The following is a 15,925-nucleotide window of genomic DNA, read 5'->3' on the forward strand; positions in this document are numbered from 1 at the left end:
GAACCGACAGTTTCGCGATCGGGCTTTACCCGGTATTTTGCCACGGGCGGCAGCGATCGTCCATTTTGATTGGCATGCGGGCGGCCGGTGGGCCGGCCCGGTATTCACAATCATGTGGGAAATTGTCGGGCGCGGTTCAACGGCCCTGGCGGCCGAAGATACGGCGGTTGGCACCGGCATCCGCCCGGCGTTCCATCCAGGCCGCGATCGGCCATCCGACGACGCAGACCAGCGTCACGGCAAGCAACACGATCAGCAGCCACGCCTGGACAGGTGTGATGTAGTCCCAGTTGCTGGAAATTATCGGCGCGAACAGCGAGGGCTCGGTGCGGCCACTGGCAGGATCGGGCACGGGGCTGGCGGTGAGCAGAATCAGCACCCTGGCGACACCGGTGGCAACCAGGCCGCCAATCACCATCGAACGCAAAATGGACGAAAGCCGCTTCTTCATGCGGATTGTCCTACATGGCCGGCGTTGAAAACGGGTTAAGTCAGATCGAGGTGGCCGGCTGCAAGCCACCGGTATTCAGCCGCTCGATCAGGTGCCTGGCAGAAGGCCGCCCCAGCCGGCTACGGCTGGAACGGCCTTGATAGAAACGGGCTTCGGAGCCGATCAGGGCTTCTTCGGAGCAGCCTTGTCCGTCGCCTTCTTCACAACCTTCTTGGCCGGAGCCTTCTTGTGCTTGACCTTCTTGACGACCTTCTTCACCGGGGGCTTGGCGGTGGCGTCAGCAGCCGGGGCCGGGGTGGTCGTGGTGGCAGCAGCAGCCGGAGCAGCGGTCGTGGTGGCAGCGGCGTTGCCAAGAGCGGGCATCGCGAAAGCCAGAGCGACGGCGAGACCAGTGGCGGAGAGGATGGACTTCTTCATGGCTTCATTTCCTTTTTATGCGGGTCAAGTTGAGTGTCACTGGACCGGGTCGTTCGGTGTCACTCCAAGCAGCTTCAAAGCGTTGGCGAGCATCCGGATGCCCTGTGCCTGTTTCTTGGCGGCGCAGTACCGGTTGCCCTTTCTCTGAAGTGCCTTTGCCGCGGTGACCTGCGTTGCCGTGGCATGGGTTTCGAGGGCTTCATCAAATTGGTGGCTGAGATTGGCGCACCGTTCGCTCCGGGTGAGCGGCGCCTTTGCGTCCGATTGTCCAACAGCGGCAGTGACCAGGCCAAGGCCCAGCAACGCACCCAACAAACTGATCGACAAGCTTGGCATCGGTTTTTCCGTGAACCCGGAGATTTTGCGTCGCAGCCGGTAATCTGACCGCCACGGCTCCGTTATGCCGCCCTACCTTTTCAGGAGTTTTTCCCAATTGTAGAATTTTGTTTCTGGATTGTGTCTGGCCCGCCCGCCCCATGCGTATCGTCCAAATCGGTCCCGGTTTTGGAACCGCACGCATGGAAACAAAGAGCTTCAGCACGGCCATCGCTTTCCATGTGGAGAAGGCCGAATTCGTTCTCCCTTGAAAAGCAAGGCACTGGCCAACATATGGCCCGAATTCTATCGTGTGGCTCACCTGCCAGGAATGACTTGGCCGGCAATCGAGACAGGGCACCTCGTGAAATCCGACGCACACATACTGATCGTCGACGACGACAAGGGCATCCGCGACCTGCTTCAGGAGTTCTTCCAGAAGCGGGGCCTGCACACTTCGGTTGCCGCCGACGGTACCGAGATGGAGGCTGTCCTGCGCCGCGCGCAGGTGGACCTCATCGTGCTCGACGTGATGTTGCCCGGCAAGAGCGGGCTGGAACTGTGCCGCGACCTGCGCGCCCAGTACTCGACGCCGATCATCATGCTGACCGCCGTCACCGAGACCACCGACCGCGTCGTCGGCCTGGAGATGGGCGCCGACGATTATGTGCCCAAGCCCTTCGATCCGCGCGAACTTCTGGCGCGCATCCGTGCCGTGCTGCGGCGCAATGGTACTTCGGAACCGAAACGCACCACCACCAAGCAGATCTACCATTTCGCCGGCTGGACGATGGACTGTTCGCGGCGCCGGTTGACGGCGCCCGACGATGTCAGGGTCGAGCTGACCATGGCCGAGTTCAACCTGCTGCAGACCTTCGTCAAGAGCGCCCAGCGCGTGCTGACCCGCGACCAGCTCATCGAGCTTTCCGGCGGCGACAGCGACTATTCCTTCGACCGCAGCATCGACATCCTGGTCAGCCGGCTGCGGCGCAAGATGGAAGATGACCCGAAAACGCCGAAACTGATCCTGACGGTGCGCAGCGGCGGCTACCAGTTCCTGCCCGAGACGACCTCCGAATGAGACGTTTCCTGCCGCAGACCTTGCCTGTCTGGGTGCTGCTGATCGTCATTGCCGGCCTTCTCATCAGCCAGGTCGCGACCCTCTATATCGTCTCGCGCGACCGCGCCGCCGCCAACGATGTGGTCGACCTCTACCGGCTCAACGACCGCGCCTTCTCCTTGGTGCAGCTGATGAGCGGCGCCACGCCCGAGGAGCGCAAGGCAACCGCGGCGGGCCTGTTCAACTCGACTTACGCCCTTACCGTCTCGGACACGCCCGCCGTCACCTCCTCGATCGCCGGTGATGACGAACTGGCCGAACTCGAGGATATTCTCGTCGGCCGGCTGTCGAAGTTCGGCATCACCGATGCGCGCGTGCGGCGCGATCCGGCAACGCGTGAGGCCGACGACGCCAGCGGCACAGCATCCGGCCCCGATATCGGCCAGGTCGAGCGCGACCTTCTGGTGCTCGCCGCCGATTTCGCCCAGAGCGACAAGCTGACGGCCTCCTTGCGCTTCGCCGACGGCCAGTGGCTGAACTTCACCGAGCCGATCACGCCCGTCGGCCCGATCCTGAGCTTCGACAGCCTGCCGCTCTATTCGCTGATCGCCGGCCTGGTGGTGATCATGTCGATCTGGTCGCTGCGCCGGCTGACCGCGCCCTACCGGATGATGGAAACCGCCGTGAACCGGATCGGCAAGGACCTGAAAAGCCCGCCGATCGCCGAGTCGGGCAGCCGCGAGGTGCGGGCCGCCGCCAGGGCGATCAACGCCATGCAGAAGAGGCTGCGCGAATATGTCGAGGACCGCGAACATCTCGCCGCGGCGCTTGCGCATGATTTGCGCACGCCGATGACGCGCATGCGGCTGCGGCTCGAACTGTTGCGCAAATCGGCGGTTCGCGAGGCGCTGGCCCATGATCTCGCCGATGTCGAAAGCATCGCCAGTTCCGTGATCGACTTCGCCACTTTCGAGGTGAACGAGGAGAAGGCCGAGCGCATCGACTTCTGGTCGCTCGTGGAATCGATCGCCGACCCCTATCCGGAGGTCTCGTTCGACAATGACGACACCCGTTCGCGCGGCCTGATCTGCATTGCGCGGCCGGTGGCACTCAAACGCTGCGTAACCAATCTGGTGCAGAACGCCGTCACCTACGGCAAGAAGGCGCATCTCAGCCTGCACCGCTCGGACGGCACGATCACGCTCACCATCCGCGACGAAGGGCCTGGCATACCGCAGGCGCAGATCGATGCCGTCTTCGGCTCCTTCGTGCGCCTCGAACAGTCCCGCAACCGCCAGACCGGGGGCCTCGGCCTGGGACTCACCATCGCCCGCAACATCGCGCGCGCCGCCGGCGGCGAGATCCGCCTGTCCAATCATCCGGACGGTGGGCTGGTAACGGAGCTGCGCCTGCCGCAGGCGACCTGAACCGCTCTATCTTCTCAACACCGCGCTCAGCACATCCCTGATGCCGATGGCGCCGACGAAGCGCGACTGGTCGTCGAACAGCGCCACGGGGGCCGTCTGCGAGCGGTGCATGGCCAGCATCACGGTTTTCAGCGACGTGCCGGGATTGGCCCAGAACACTTGCGCAGCTTCCTCCGACTGGGCCTCGACATCGGCGCAGGACACCCAGACCGCCGGCTTGCCGTCGCGTTCGGCCGCCGCCACCAGGCCGTGATCGTCGATCTTGAAGCGCGTCGTCTTGCGCCGGTCGAGCCACACCCAGCCATTGTCGCCGTGCTCGAGGTCGCGGCGGTCGCGCATCACATTCCAGGCGGTCAGCACCGAGAGCGGATTCACATTGGCGATGAAGTCGCGGACATAGTCGTTGGCGGGTCGCAGCACGATGTCTTCCGGCGCGCCGGTCTGGACGATGCGCCCGCCCTCCATGATGGTGATGTGGCTGCCGATCTTCAGCGCCTCTTCCAGGTCGTGGCTGACGAAGATGATGGTTTTCTTCAGCTCGGCCTGCAGCTGCAGCAATTCGTCCTGCAGCTTGGTGCGGATCAGCGGGTCGAGCGCCGAGAACGGCTCGTCCATCAACAGGATCGGCGCCTCGGTGGCGAAGGCCCGCGCCAGGCCGACGCGCTGCTGCATGCCGCCCGACAGCTCGTGCGCGTATTTCTTCGACCACTGGTCGAGATTGACCAGCTTGAGCTGCTTGTGAACGCGCTCCTTGCGCTCGGCGTCCGGCACGCCGGCAAGTTCGAGGCCCAGGCCGACATTTTCCTCCACCGTGCGCCACGGCAGCAGGCCGAACTGCTGGAACACCATCGCCACCTGCTTCTGGCGCAAGCGCCGCAAGGTCGGCTCGTCGCAGGTGACGACGTCGACAATCTTGTCGCCGTCCTTGACCAGCACCTGGCCGCGCGACACCACATTGAGCCTGTTGACGGCCCGAAGCAGGGTCGACTTGCCGGAACCCGACAGGCCCATCAGCACCGAGATCTCGCCTTCATGCACGGTAAGGCTGGCGTCGGCGCAGCCCAGCACATTGCCGGTTTTCTCCAGGATTTCGGCGCGTGTAGCGCCCTTGTCGATCATCGCAAGCGAACCGGCCTGGTCGGCGCCGAAGACGATATCGACGTTCTTGAAATCGACGGCGACGGTCATTTCTTGCCTCCAACGCCAATGCGGGTCATTCGGTCGAGCACGATGGCCAGCACGACGATGGCGAGGCCCGCCTCAAGCCCGAGATCGATGCGGCGCGAGCCGAGCGCGCGGTTGATCTCCGTGCCCAGCCCACCGGCGCCGATGAGGGCCGCGAACACCACCATCGACAGCGACAGCATGATCGACTGCGTCAGACCCGCCATGATGGTGGGCAACGCCGATGGCAGTTCCACCTTCCACAACAGCTGGCTCTTGGTGGCGCCGAACGCCTCGCCGGCCTCGATGATCGACTTCGGCACCGAGACGACGCCCAGATGCGTGAGCCTGACCGCGGTCGGGATGACGAAGATGATGGTGACGATGAGGCCGGGCGCGTTACCAAGGCCGAACAGGGTCAAGACCGGGATCAGGTAGACGAAGGTCGGCAGCGTCTGCATCAGATCGAGCACCGGCAGCATGATGCGGTAGACCTTCGGCTTGTGCGCCGCCCAGATGCCGAGCGGCACGCCGATGGCCATGGCCATGGCTGCGGCAGCGACGACCAGCACCAGCGTCTGCACGGTCTGCTTCCACAGGTTCTGGTTGATGATGAAGATCAGGCCGAGGAAGACGCCGATGGCGAGTGGCCGCGAGCGCTGCAGCAACCAGGCGATGACGGCGATAACCAGCGCCAGCAGCACCGGCGGCACCATCAGCAGGAGGTCGACCAGCCCGTCGAGAATGAAATTCAGACCGTTGGAGAAGGCTCTGAAGATGGTGTCGAAATTATCGGTCAGGAACCCGAAAAAGGACTTTCCCCAGGCGCCGATCGGGATCTTGTGATCGACCATGAATTTGGAAATCGGATCCATCTCACCCCTCTTCCACCAGGGCTCTGCCTTCGGCCCCGCGCTGTCGCAACGTCATCTTGTCACAGGATGTGAAAAAGGGCAGCCCTTTGTCAAACGGCTGCCCATCTTCATCCGGTCATGCCGGATGCGAAGTCGGCTCAGCTTCCGAGCGCTGTCTTGACCGCCGCCGCGGCGTCACCGCCGTCGAAGGTGGTCACGCCGGCGATCCATGGCTTGACCGCGTCCGGGTTCTTCTTCAGCCAGTCGGTGGCGACCGTCTGGGCGTCACCGCCCTTGAGGATCGCGTCCATCATCTGGCCTTCCATGTCCAGATTGAACTTCAGGTTGGCGATGAACTTGCCCGCATTCGGGCACTCGGTGGTGTAGCCCTTGCGCACATTGGTGAACACGGTGGCCGCGCCGAAACCGCTATCGCCCATGCCGTCGAGATAGGTGATCTTCATGGCGCCCATCACCGGATGCGGCGTCCAGCCGAGGAAGGCGATCCACTCATTGTTCTTCATCGACTGCTCGGCCTGCGTCAGCATGCCGGCCTCCGAGGATTCGACCAACTCGAAGCCCTCGAGATTGTCCTTCGGGTTCTTGATCATGTCGAGGATGATGCGGTTGCCGTCATTGCCGGCTTCGATACCGTAGATCTTGCCGTTGAACTTGTCCTTGAACTTGCCAAGGTCGGTCAGCGACTTGACGCCGGCGTCCGCGACATAGGTCGGCACGACGATGCCGTAGCCGGCGCCGGTCAGGTTCGTGCTGATGGTCTCGACCGAGCCATCGGCGGTGTAATCCTTGATGTCGTTGGTCATCGACGGCATCCAGTTGCCGAGGAAGACGTCAAGGTCCTTGTTCTTCAGGGAAGCCATGGTCACCGGCACCGACAGCTGGATCACCTTCGGCTCGTAGCCGAGCGCGGTGAGCAGCACCGAAGCGAGACCGGTGGTCGCCTGAATGTCGGTCCAGCCGACATCGGAAAGACGCACGGTCTTGCAGCTTTCGGCGTCACCGGCGAAGGCGGCGCTCGTGGACAACAAAGCCGCCAGGCCGAGGCCGGCGACGAAGGAATTCATACGCGACATAGACAGTCTCCCATTGTGATTCTTTGGCGAAGCGTGGAAACGGTTTCTCTGCCCGCCTTGTTTCGTCAGCCAAACACCATTCTGGTGTAGTTTCAAGCGTTAAGGCAATCACGATCAACGGCGCGGACTGGCCAATCAGCGACACGGCTGACGCTTTTGTCACGCCGCTTATCTTTTTCAGCGGCGAGCCGGCTTTTTCAGGGGAATGCGCCAGCGGCCCCTCCCCGCTTTGGGCCAAGTCGGCTTAAAAGAGCGGCATGGCCAAGCTCTACTTCAACTACGCGACGATGAATGCCGGCAAGACGACGATGCTCTTGCAGGCCTCGTATAATTATCGCGAACGCGGCATGACGACGATGCTGTTCGTCGCCGGCCATTACCGCAAGGGCGACAGCGGCCTGATCTCGTCGCGCATCGGGCTGGAGACGGAAGCCGAGATGTTCCGCGACGGCGACGACCTGTTCGCCCGCGTCGCCGAACATCACGACCATACGACCGTGCACTGCGTCTTCGTCGATGAGGCGCAGTTCCTCGAGGAAGAGCAGGTCTGGCAATTGGCCCGCATCGCCGACCGGCTGAACATCCCGGTCATGTGCTACGGCCTGCGCACCGATTTCCAGGGCAAGCTGTTTTCCGGCTCGCGCGCGCTGCTGGCGATCGCCGATGATCTGCGCGAGGTGCGCACCATTTGCCGCTGCGGCCGCAAGGCCACGATGGTCGTGCGCCTCGGCCCGGACGGCAAGGTGGCCCACCGGGGCGAACAGGTGGCGATCGGCAAGGATGTCTATGTCTCGCTCTGCCGCCGTCACTGGGAAGAAGAAATGGGCCGCGCCGCGCCCGACGATTTCATCGGCTTCATGAAATCCTGACCCTGCTTCCCTGCGACTCGCGTCAGGCCGCAGAGACGCGCCTCAGCGGAAACCGCCAGCCCAGCCGGACACCGAGTGTCGCCACGGCGATCAGCGCCATGCCGGCGGCCTGCGCCTGCCCGAGCGGATGCCTGTAGATCGCCCAGTCGATGATGATGGCAACGACCGGATAGATGAAGGTGATGATGCCGATCACCGGCGTCGTCAGGCGCGGAAAGGCCGAGTTCATCAGCACATAGGCAATGCCGGTGTGCAGCACGCCGATGCTGGCCAGCCAGCCCCATGCATGCACGGGAACATGCTGGCCGATATCGGCGAAGGGCGCGAGCATGACGATCCCGACGATCGTCTGGCAAAGCACGGTGACCTCCGCGCGCTGCCGGCCCAGGCCCTTGGCGAGGATCGTCGCCACCGCATAGAGCAGCGCGGCGACCAGCGTCAGCGCGATGCCCAGCGCCCATGCCGTGCTGGCCTGCGCATGCGAAACCACCAGCCCGCTGGCCAGCACGACGCCAAGGAACGCGCCAAGCATCCACAGCATCTGGTCGAGCGAGATACGCTCCTTGAGGAAGACCACCCCGATGATGACCACGAAGAACGGCTGCACGTGATAGACGATCGTCGTCGTGGCGATCGACGTCATGGCGAAGCCGGCGAAGAAAGCCGTCCAGCTCAGCACCATGCAGGCGCCGGCAAGTGCAGCCAGCGCGAGGCGGGACGGCGACAGCGTCCTGTCCGGCAGATAGCCCCGCAGCAGGCACCATGCGCCGAGGAACATGGCGCCGAACACGCAGCGCCAGAACACGATTGTCACGGGATGAAGCCCCGCTTCCGTGACAAAGGCGCCAACCGTGCCGGCTATCGTCATCGCCAAGGCCAGGCTCGCGGCCGGAAAACGGGAAGTTGGCATGTCCTTCATCGAAAATCCCTCAGACGGGCGAAACCCATCTGGCCACCAGTATAGCTTTCAAACAAGCGAATAGATTTGGATCAAGCTATTCGATATGCTGATAGCACCATGGCTGCTCCGCTTGACCTCAACCTCCTGAAAACCTTCGTCGCCGTCGTCGAGAGCGGCAGCCTGTCCAATGCGGCGCCCCGGGTCGGCCGCAGCCAGTCGGCGGTCAGCATGCAGATGCAGCGGCTGGAGGAGATGGTGGGCAACCAGCTTCTGGTGCGCGGACCGAGAACGGTTACCCCCAACGCCATCGGCGAGGATTTTCTCATCTATGCGCGCCGGCTGCTGAAGCTGTCGGATGAGGCCTGGGCGAGCGTCACGCGGCCGAAGGAGACGGGCAGCGTGCGTCTTGGCGTGCCGGACGATTACGCCGCCTTCCTTCTGCCACCTGTCCTATCGCGTTTTGCCGAGGATCACCCGCTGGTGACGGTGGAACTGATCTGCGAACAGTCGACCGCGCTGGTGAAAACCCTGGCGGAAGGACGGCTCGACCTGGCGATCGTCACTCGCTTGCCGGACCAGCCGCTCGACGTCATCCGGCTTGAGCGTTTCGTCTGGGTCGCCTCGCCGAACCATGTCGCTTGGCAGACCGATCCCTTGCCGGTCGCCCTGTTCGAGCCCGGCTGTGCCGCCAGGATGAATGTCCTGCAGGCGCTTGGCGAAGCTGACCGGTCTTACCGTTGCACCTATTCCAGCGCCTCCCTGCTTGGCCTGATCGCGGTCGTGCAGGCCGGGCTCGCCGTCGCCGGTCTGGCGCAGCGCAGCGTACCCCCATCGCTGCGCATCATCGGCGGCAATGAAGGGCTTCCTGTGCTGCCGGATCTCGAAATCGGCATCCTGCGCAACCCGCTGTCGAGCACGCCGGCGGTCGATCGGCTGCATGATTTCCTGCGCCGCGACCTGGCACAGCAAGCCTGAGATCGTCGTCTCCGCACGGGATTGGGTGCGACCGGCCAACTCGCCACGGTGCAGCGTTTGTTAAGGCCTCGGCCCTATAAGGCCGTCAGCCAGAGCTCTCCGGGGTCAGCCATGCTTCGAGCCGTTTCCTCAGCCAGCCTTCTTCTCATTGCCACCTCCATTGCCGCCCATGCCGGCGGCGACCCGGTGCAGGGCAAGCACGTCTTCAACCGCTGCATGGCCTGCCATGAGGCGGCCACCGACCGCGACAAGGTTGGCCCGCATCTCAAGGGTGTCGTCGGCCGCACCGCAGGCACCGCGGAAAGCTTCCTTGGCCATTATTCCGAAGCCATGAAGAGTGCGGGCGCTGCCGGTCTCGTCTGGGACGAGGCAAATCTCACCGAGTATCTCAAGGCCCCTAAGCTCAAAGTTCCCGGCAACAAAATGGCTTTTGGTGGTCTGACGAATGATGACGACATCGCCAATGTCATCGCCTATCTGAAGGCCGATCCGAAGCCCTGAGTGCGCGTCGGTGCGGTGCGGCCGCACTGATATGTTTGCCTGCAGCCGGTTCAATCCCCTGCCGAATTCAGCATTTCCGCGTCGGCCGGGGCTGACTGTCTTGCCGGCATGAAAGTTCAATGACAGCTGAACTAGTCCCGACTGACCGGCTAATCACGCCATGACCCCACCTGCATTGTCTTTCAAGGCCTTGGCGGATTCTTTTGTTTTCACACGACCCTTGTCTTCACGTCTTTCAATCCCCGGATGCCCCACATATATTCGCCGCTGTTCGCAATCAGCGACCGGAAGCCGAAGCGGGAGGCCCCTATGGCGACATTGCAGAATTTCGATGCCGAAATTGCCAAGACCAAGCAGGTCGTCCAGGACATGCGCACCAAGATCGAGCAGTCCGGCACCGTGCTCGACACGCTTGCCACCGCTGACAAGAAGATCGGCGACGCCAATTTCGACATCGAGAACGCCCGCATCGAGGACGTGCTGAAGCAGCAGAAGGTGATGGAAGGCAACATTGCCGACCTGATCATCGGCCTCGAGGACGCCACCAACGTATTCGGCGCCGAGTTCGAGAGCATGAAGAACTACACCGGCTGGGAAAACTTCGTCGGTGTCTTCTCCAGCCAGCGCAAGCAGCGTATGCGCACCGACCGCGTCCGCAACATGTCGCTGGCCGGCAATCTGCAGGAACTTCTGGCCAAGTCCGACACCATCGTCGGCATCCTGAAGGCGCAGAAGGAGGTCCTCGACCAGCGCTACAAGACCTCCGAGACCAGCCTGTCGCAGGTGATCGAGCGCCGCAAGACCACCATGTCGAACCTCGAAGCCGTGCAGAAACGCATCGAGGAACTCAACCCGATGCTGCTCGACATCGAAAACAAGATCGCCGCCTCGACCAGCCAGAAGGACCGCACCCAACTTGAGGGCGAACGCTCCAAGCTCGCCACCGAATACAACGAGAAGCAGGCCAAGGAGCAGGAACTGCTGGCCGAAAGCCAGACGCTCGAGCGCTACACCTCGATGTTCCAGACCTTCGTCGATTCGCTCAACAACCAGATCGCCGCGCAGTCGACGCTGATCAACAAGCTGACCATCGATACCGAGCAGCGCATCGTGCTCTACAAGGCGCTGGAAGATTCGCTGAAGACCGCCGCGCAGCAGGACGTCGCCCACAAGATCAACACGCTGGGCAGCCAGGTCGACAACACGGCGGAAGAAACCATGGCCGGCATCGGCGCCGCTTCGCAGAAGCACATTGGCGACCTGCTCGAAATGCACGAGAAGAACATGGTCGCCAGCGCCGATATCCAGCGCCGCAAGAAGCTCGCCGACGATGCCTTTGCCCGGCGCTTCGACGAGGTGCTGAAGAAGCACAATTCGGCCAACTACGTGCAGTCATAATTGCCGCGCGCACCGGTGCGACAATCCCAGGGCTGACAGAATGACCCCCGAAAACGACGCGGCGGCGCGGTATTTCTCGGCAATCACGGCCGCGCTCAGCGGCCTTGAAGTGTTCATGCGCGACGACCGCTCGCCGCTTTACCGGCACGGCATCGTCGCCAAGATCGTTGCCGAATACATCGCCCGGCTCGACAAGTCCTTTGGCTGCTGGCGCAACCGGCTGGGCTTCATGGACACGTTCCGCATTTCGCGCGCCGAAAGCGGTTTTCCGGTGTTCCAGAACCTGCTCGAACTGGAAAACGACCGCCGCCAGGCCGACAGCCGGCTCGCCAACATCCCGCTGGCCGGAGAGCTGCGCGAGGAGATGGCCGACTTCATCCTGCGCCACAAGGAGTTCCCCGAGGCGCTGCAGAAGTCGATGGCCGAGCGTCTCTATCTCGAGGACGTCAAGAGCGAGCAGACTTTCGGGCCGTTCACGCTGGCGCAGACGGCCAAGGTGTCGGTCAATCCGAAGACGGCGTTGCCCTACTATCTCGTCCATTGGGCGACCTTCGACGGCAGCGCCAACTTGCCGCTGGTCTACATGGTGACGGTGGAGGATTCCTCCGAGAACATGGTCCGCCAGCTCGTCGACCGGAACGGCAAGCTCAACGACAAGGTCGACATCCCGCTGCCGGTCGACGGCCTGCTCAATCCCGAGCTCGCCCACCGTTTCGACGATTTCACCGAGAAGAACTCCGCCTACACGCTTTCGCCGGCGACGATTGCCGTAAACCTAGACAAGGATTTCGAGCCGCTGCACCCCAAGCAGTTGCGCCGCGTCGTGCTTGGCCCGTTCTATTCCGCGGGCATTACCGACAACAATTCGACGGTGACCGAAGTGCTGGCCAAGGTGCGCAAGCCGGAAAACGCCTGGCTGCTGACCTGGACCATCCAGGAGGTCTATTCCAAGGGCGAGAAGCCCGGCCGCAAGGGGCTGTTTTCCAGCGAGAAGACGACGCAGGAATTCTTCATCAACACAGACGACCTGGAAGCCGCGCGCCAGGGCGTGTCGAGCTACGAAAACCATGCACTGATCCCGCACGAGGCCTACCAGGCGCTCTACGCCGCCGGCGAAGCACAGAAGATCTTTGGCGGCTACAAGGTCCACATCCTGTCCAACGGGCAGGTCATTTCAGACGTCTGACCGTAACACCACGGAGCATCCTTCATGGACACCGGCCTGACCACCATCCCGGAAGCGGCGATCGAGAAGCACCGCGCCACCGCGCAGAGCTTCATCACCCGCATCGTCGTGCTGGAAGACCCGTCGCGCGAATCCGGCACGGCGCTGGCCGGCACCAACCGCCGCTTCGTCTCCACCGTCTCGGTCGGCTCGGTGCGCCGCACGCGCGAGGTAGAGCTGTCGAAGACCGTCGGCGCCGTCCATCCCGACGACCAGCTGCTGACCATCCCGCAGCACACGCTTCTGTTTCGCGCCCGCCGTGGCACGGCGATTGCGCTCGCCATATCGGATGTCTTCGCCGAAGGCTCCGACCTCGAAAGCCTGCAGGCGAAGAACGCCCGCGCCCCGCTCGAGGGCGACGAGGCGGCGACCTTCAAGAAGCTGCTCTCCGCCTCGGCCTATATCTCGGCCTTCAGCCTGGCATCCTACCTGTTCCAGCTGATCGACAGCGACGGCGAGGCGCCCAACGACATCCCCGAACCCGACTTCCTTTTCGACACGCCGCAGGATGCGGTGAAGTCGATCCTCGCCGGCCTCGACAAGGCGATCGCGGGCTCGAAGGACGATGCCGACCTGGCGACCAGGGCCCGCGCCTTCGCCCGCGTCGCCATCGATGGGCTGCTGGCCAGAAAAGGCCGCTTCGACGGTATCGGCCCGTTCGAGAACGCCCATATCCGCATCGATGCCGACGACTTCACCCTCGACGGCTTCGACGTCGCGCCCGGCAAGCGGTCGAAGCCGCTGGTGATGACCTTCAAGAAGCCGGAAGAGGTCGTCGGCAACCACATCGCCAAGTACCAGTCGGTCAAGCTCGCCAAGATGCTGATGGCCTATGATTTCGAGCGCGAGCTGAACCCCTTCGTCGAGCTCGGCGGCTTCCTGTTCACCTTCATCGGCGACGGTGCGCCTGGTACCGGCAAGACGACTTTGATCCAGATGATCGCCGGCCTGGTCAATGGTTACTGCCAGGTCGCCGGCTATCCCTTCGCCTACGAGAATTTCGGCGTCGACCAGATCTCGTCCTATCAGGGCAAATCGGGTCAGAACTGCCGCCAGTTCATCAACAATGTGCTCAACCCGCGCGTGATCGGCTTCGGCACCATCGACGATATCGACCAGGTGGCGGCGCGCCGCTCCGACGACCGCGCCTCTGCCGGCCAACAGGAAATCACCGGCGTCCTGATGGATGCCTTCGCCGGCGCGGCCACCGTGGTGCGCGGCAACTGCTCGTTCGGAATGTTCTCCAACTATCCCGAGAATGTCGACGACGCGCTGCGCCAGCGCGCCGGCGCCCGCTGGCTGGTCGACGGCCCGCAGACCCGCGACGACTATATCGACATCTTCGTGCTGCTCGCCGGCAAGAACCACGAAATCCCTCTGGGCAAGCACGAGCTCTACGCCGCGCAGGAAATCCAGCGCGCCGTGACCGAAGCCTATGAGGAGCATGAGAAGCCGCAGGAGGACGGCCTGATGAAGGTCTACGAGCGCTACATGAAGGAGAATGGCGCGCCCAAGACCATGGCCGACATCGGCACCTACCTGCACCTGATCAAGGACGCCGAGCCGCGCTTCACCGGCCGCGCCATCAAGAACGTCACCGACGCCATCAAGATGCGCGCCATGGACATCGAGCTTCCCGACGACTGGTTCGAGAAGCCGGAAGCCTTCATGCACAAGAGCTATGACGAGAAGAAAGCCATGATCGAGGAACTGCGCGGTCCGTTCTCGATGGACATGGTCATGCAGGAGATCAACCGCTACGCCGATTCCGAGTTCCGCTATTCCGACAAGTCCGACGACGCCGCCGTGGAAAAGCTGCTGCGCGACGCGCGGCTGCGCGAGCGGGCGGCGCGCGAGATGGAGGAGATGAAGAAGAAGGGGCTTTGGAATGCGTGAGCCACACCGGCCTTTCCTTCTCCCCGCGAACGGGGAGAAGGCAAGATGAGCCACCCCGCCAAAAAACCCGACCTCTTGCGCGACAACGAGCTCATCTACGGCCGGCTGCTCACCGTCGACGAGCCGCATCTCATCCAGCGTTACAACAAGGCGCTGGCCGCCTTCGGCCTGCCTCCCACCAAGCTGAAGAGCTTCCAGATCGACCGCACCGGCTTCTCGCCCGAGATCGCCGACGAATGCGGCGACCCCGACTATCTCGACCCCAACGAGGTCAATCGCCGTTTCATCATCCTGACGCCGTCGCAGATCGACCTGCCGGTGGTGCACACGGCCTTCTCCAACACCTCGCAGCTGATGTTCGAGTTCATGTCCAAGAACCAGCGCGCCATCGACGCGCTGACGATCAAGGATGTCATCTACGGCGAGATCGAGGATTCCGTTCCCAAGGTCAACGACATCGAAGACCTGCTGTCGATCAACCAGGTTGAGTTCAAGGTGCTGTCAGCCGAGGACGTGCTGGGTAAGGCCGCTGAACTCGGCAAGCTTGTCGACCGGCTGAGGCAGGAGCCCGACGCCTGGCGCGACAACGCCATGCTGACCCGCATGGTGGAGCTGGCGAAAATCTGCGGCGACATCCGCGAGAACGCGCTGGTGCCCGACCAGGTGATCTTCCGCCACAATGCCTACTGGACCAGCCATTTCGGCGGGCTCTACGTGTTCGTCGATCCCGACATGACGACGGTGATCAGCGATCCGGCGGCCCCGGGCTTTCGCCGCTCGCGGCCGTGGCAGGTGAGCTATCTCTCGATCAACGACGCCGACAAGGTCTTCAAGTTCCTGGCCAGCACCGGCCGCATCGAACTGCCGCGCGCCTCCTGGATCGAAGCGTCCGGCTATCTCGAGCACCGCGCCGAGATGGTGGTGCGCGCGCTGATCCGCGACGCCGAGCCAAACCGCAACCTGACCGATGTCGACAAGGTCTGGCTACAGACTTGGATCCAGAGCCATGCCGACCTGATCACCAAGGACGGCAATTTCCCTTTCCTCAACGCCGCCAAGCGCGAAATCGCCCAGCTTGGCCATCTCAAGATCGAGGATGTGTTCCCGCAGCAGCGCTTCCTTGTGGTCCGCGCCAAGCCGGACCATCCCGACGCCTGGCTGACCAACCGGCTGATCTCGGATTTCGTGCCGAGCGACTTTGTCTCGCGCTACATCTTCAACAAGCAGGGCTTCTACAAGGACTATGACGGCTTCAGCGACGCCTGGAGATCGCATGTTGTGGACGTTCTGAAAACCACATATTTGAAGGACAAGGTGGCGTTTCGCACACGCCTCTACGGCCTGACTGACTAGAACGAAATGAGCTGTCATTTCGTTC

16 protein-coding genes are annotated in these 15,925 nt (G+C 62.9%); 9 read left to right on the forward strand and 7 right to left on the reverse strand.

All coding sequences use genetic code 11. From position 1 onward, the window contains the following. Window positions 1–136 precede the first annotated feature (136 nt). From D3242_RS15180 to D3242_RS15190, 3 genes are all read right to left on the reverse strand, one after another. Window positions 137–451 carry a hypothetical protein gene (locus tag D3242_RS15180; RefSeq protein WP_032920723.1) on the reverse strand — a complete coding sequence of 105 codons (315 nt, stop codon included), beginning with the start codon at window positions 449–451 and terminating at the stop codon, window positions 137–139. Between the two features lie 162 nt (window positions 452–613). After that, window positions 614–868, reverse strand: a complete 255-nt coding sequence (locus D3242_RS15185) for a hypothetical protein (protein ID WP_019860699.1) — start codon at window positions 866–868, stop codon at window positions 614–616. A 36-nt stretch (window positions 869–904) separates the two neighbouring features. Next, window positions 905–1,204 (reverse strand): hypothetical protein, encoded by a 300-nt coding sequence (locus D3242_RS15190; RefSeq protein ID WP_019860700.1) that lies wholly within the window; start codon window positions 1,202–1,204, stop codon window positions 905–907. Between the two features lie 343 nt (window positions 1,205–1,547). Between D3242_RS15190 and D3242_RS15195 the strand changes: the two genes are divergently transcribed. After that, window positions 1,548–2,264 carry a response regulator gene (locus D3242_RS15195; protein ID WP_064981642.1) on the forward strand — a complete coding sequence of 239 codons (717 nt, stop codon included), beginning with the start codon at window positions 1,548–1,550 and terminating at the stop codon, window positions 2,262–2,264. Beyond that, complete coding sequence (locus tag D3242_RS15200) at window positions 2,261–3,670, forward strand: ATP-binding protein (RefSeq protein WP_019860702.1); 1,410 nt, start codon at window positions 2,261–2,263, stop codon at window positions 3,668–3,670. The genes D3242_RS15195 and D3242_RS15200 overlap by 4 nt, the downstream gene beginning before the upstream one ends. Before the next feature lie 6 nt (window positions 3,671–3,676). Here D3242_RS15200 and choV read toward each other — a convergent pair whose 3' ends face one another. The 3 genes from choV to D3242_RS15215 all read right to left on the reverse strand — a co-directional run bounded on the left by choV (window position 3,677) and on the right by D3242_RS15215 (window position 6,782). Continuing rightward, on the reverse strand, window positions 3,677–4,858 hold the full coding sequence (gene choV / locus D3242_RS15205) for a choline ABC transporter ATP-binding protein (RefSeq protein ID WP_019860704.1): 1,182 nt from the start codon (window positions 4,856–4,858) through the stop codon (window positions 3,677–3,679). Next, entirely contained in the window at window positions 4,855–5,709 is an 855-nt protein-coding gene (choW, locus tag D3242_RS15210) for a choline ABC transporter permease subunit (RefSeq protein WP_019860705.1), read from the reverse strand. Before choW ends, choV begins: the two co-directional genes overlap by 4 nt. Window positions 5,710–5,846: 137 nt before the next feature. Next, window positions 5,847–6,782 carry a choline ABC transporter substrate-binding protein gene (locus tag D3242_RS15215; RefSeq protein WP_020629012.1) on the reverse strand — a complete coding sequence of 312 codons (936 nt, stop codon included), beginning with the start codon at window positions 6,780–6,782 and terminating at the stop codon, window positions 5,847–5,849. Window positions 6,783–7,039: 257 nt separating this feature from the next. On the opposite strand from D3242_RS15215, the gene D3242_RS15220 reads away from it, so the two are divergent. Then, window positions 7,040–7,651, forward strand: coding sequence for a thymidine kinase (locus tag D3242_RS15220; RefSeq protein WP_038649140.1), 612 nt, complete (start codon window positions 7,040–7,042; stop codon window positions 7,649–7,651). Window positions 7,652–7,673: 22 nt separating this feature from the next. Here the strand turns inward: D3242_RS15220 and D3242_RS15225 are convergent, their stop codons facing one another. Beyond that, window positions 7,674–8,570, reverse strand: a complete 897-nt coding sequence (locus D3242_RS15225; RefSeq protein WP_064980615.1) for a DMT family transporter — start codon at window positions 8,568–8,570, stop codon at window positions 7,674–7,676. 99 nt (window positions 8,571–8,669) lie between these two features. On the opposite strand from D3242_RS15225, the gene D3242_RS15230 reads away from it, so the two are divergent. The 6 genes from D3242_RS15230 to D3242_RS15255 all read left to right on the forward strand — a co-directional run bounded on the left by D3242_RS15230 (window position 8,670) and on the right by D3242_RS15255 (window position 15,900). Then, window positions 8,670–9,527 (forward strand): LysR substrate-binding domain-containing protein, encoded by an 858-nt coding sequence (locus D3242_RS15230; RefSeq protein WP_010911153.1) that lies wholly within the window; start codon window positions 8,670–8,672, stop codon window positions 9,525–9,527. 111 nt (window positions 9,528–9,638) lie between these two features. Beyond that, a complete protein-coding gene (locus D3242_RS15235; RefSeq protein ID WP_064980616.1) occupies window positions 9,639–10,028 on the forward strand; it encodes a c-type cytochrome in 390 nt (129 codons plus the stop codon). A 309-nt stretch (window positions 10,029–10,337) separates the two neighbouring features. Beyond that, window positions 10,338–11,426 carry a hypothetical protein gene (locus D3242_RS15240; protein WP_027047308.1) on the forward strand — a complete coding sequence of 363 codons (1,089 nt, stop codon included), beginning with the start codon at window positions 10,338–10,340 and terminating at the stop codon, window positions 11,424–11,426. A 40-nt stretch (window positions 11,427–11,466) separates the two neighbouring features. Further along, window positions 11,467–12,612: a hypothetical protein gene (locus D3242_RS15245; protein ID WP_038649149.1), complete on the forward strand. Its 1,146-nt coding sequence runs from the start codon at window positions 11,467–11,469 to the stop codon at window positions 12,610–12,612. Window positions 12,613–12,636: 24 nt separating this feature from the next. Further along, window positions 12,637–14,547 carry an AAA family ATPase gene (locus D3242_RS15250; protein ID WP_064980617.1) on the forward strand — a complete coding sequence of 637 codons (1,911 nt, stop codon included), beginning with the start codon at window positions 12,637–12,639 and terminating at the stop codon, window positions 14,545–14,547. Between the two features lie 45 nt (window positions 14,548–14,592). Further along, entirely contained in the window at window positions 14,593–15,900 is a 1,308-nt protein-coding gene (locus D3242_RS15255; RefSeq protein WP_038649155.1) for a DUF6638 family protein, read from the forward strand. Window positions 15,901–15,925 lie beyond the last annotated feature (25 nt).

Origin of the sequence: Mesorhizobium jarvisii, assembly GCF_003601985.1 — a bacterium.
Classification (GTDB): domain Bacteria; phylum Pseudomonadota; class Alphaproteobacteria; order Rhizobiales; family Rhizobiaceae; genus Mesorhizobium; species Mesorhizobium jarvisii.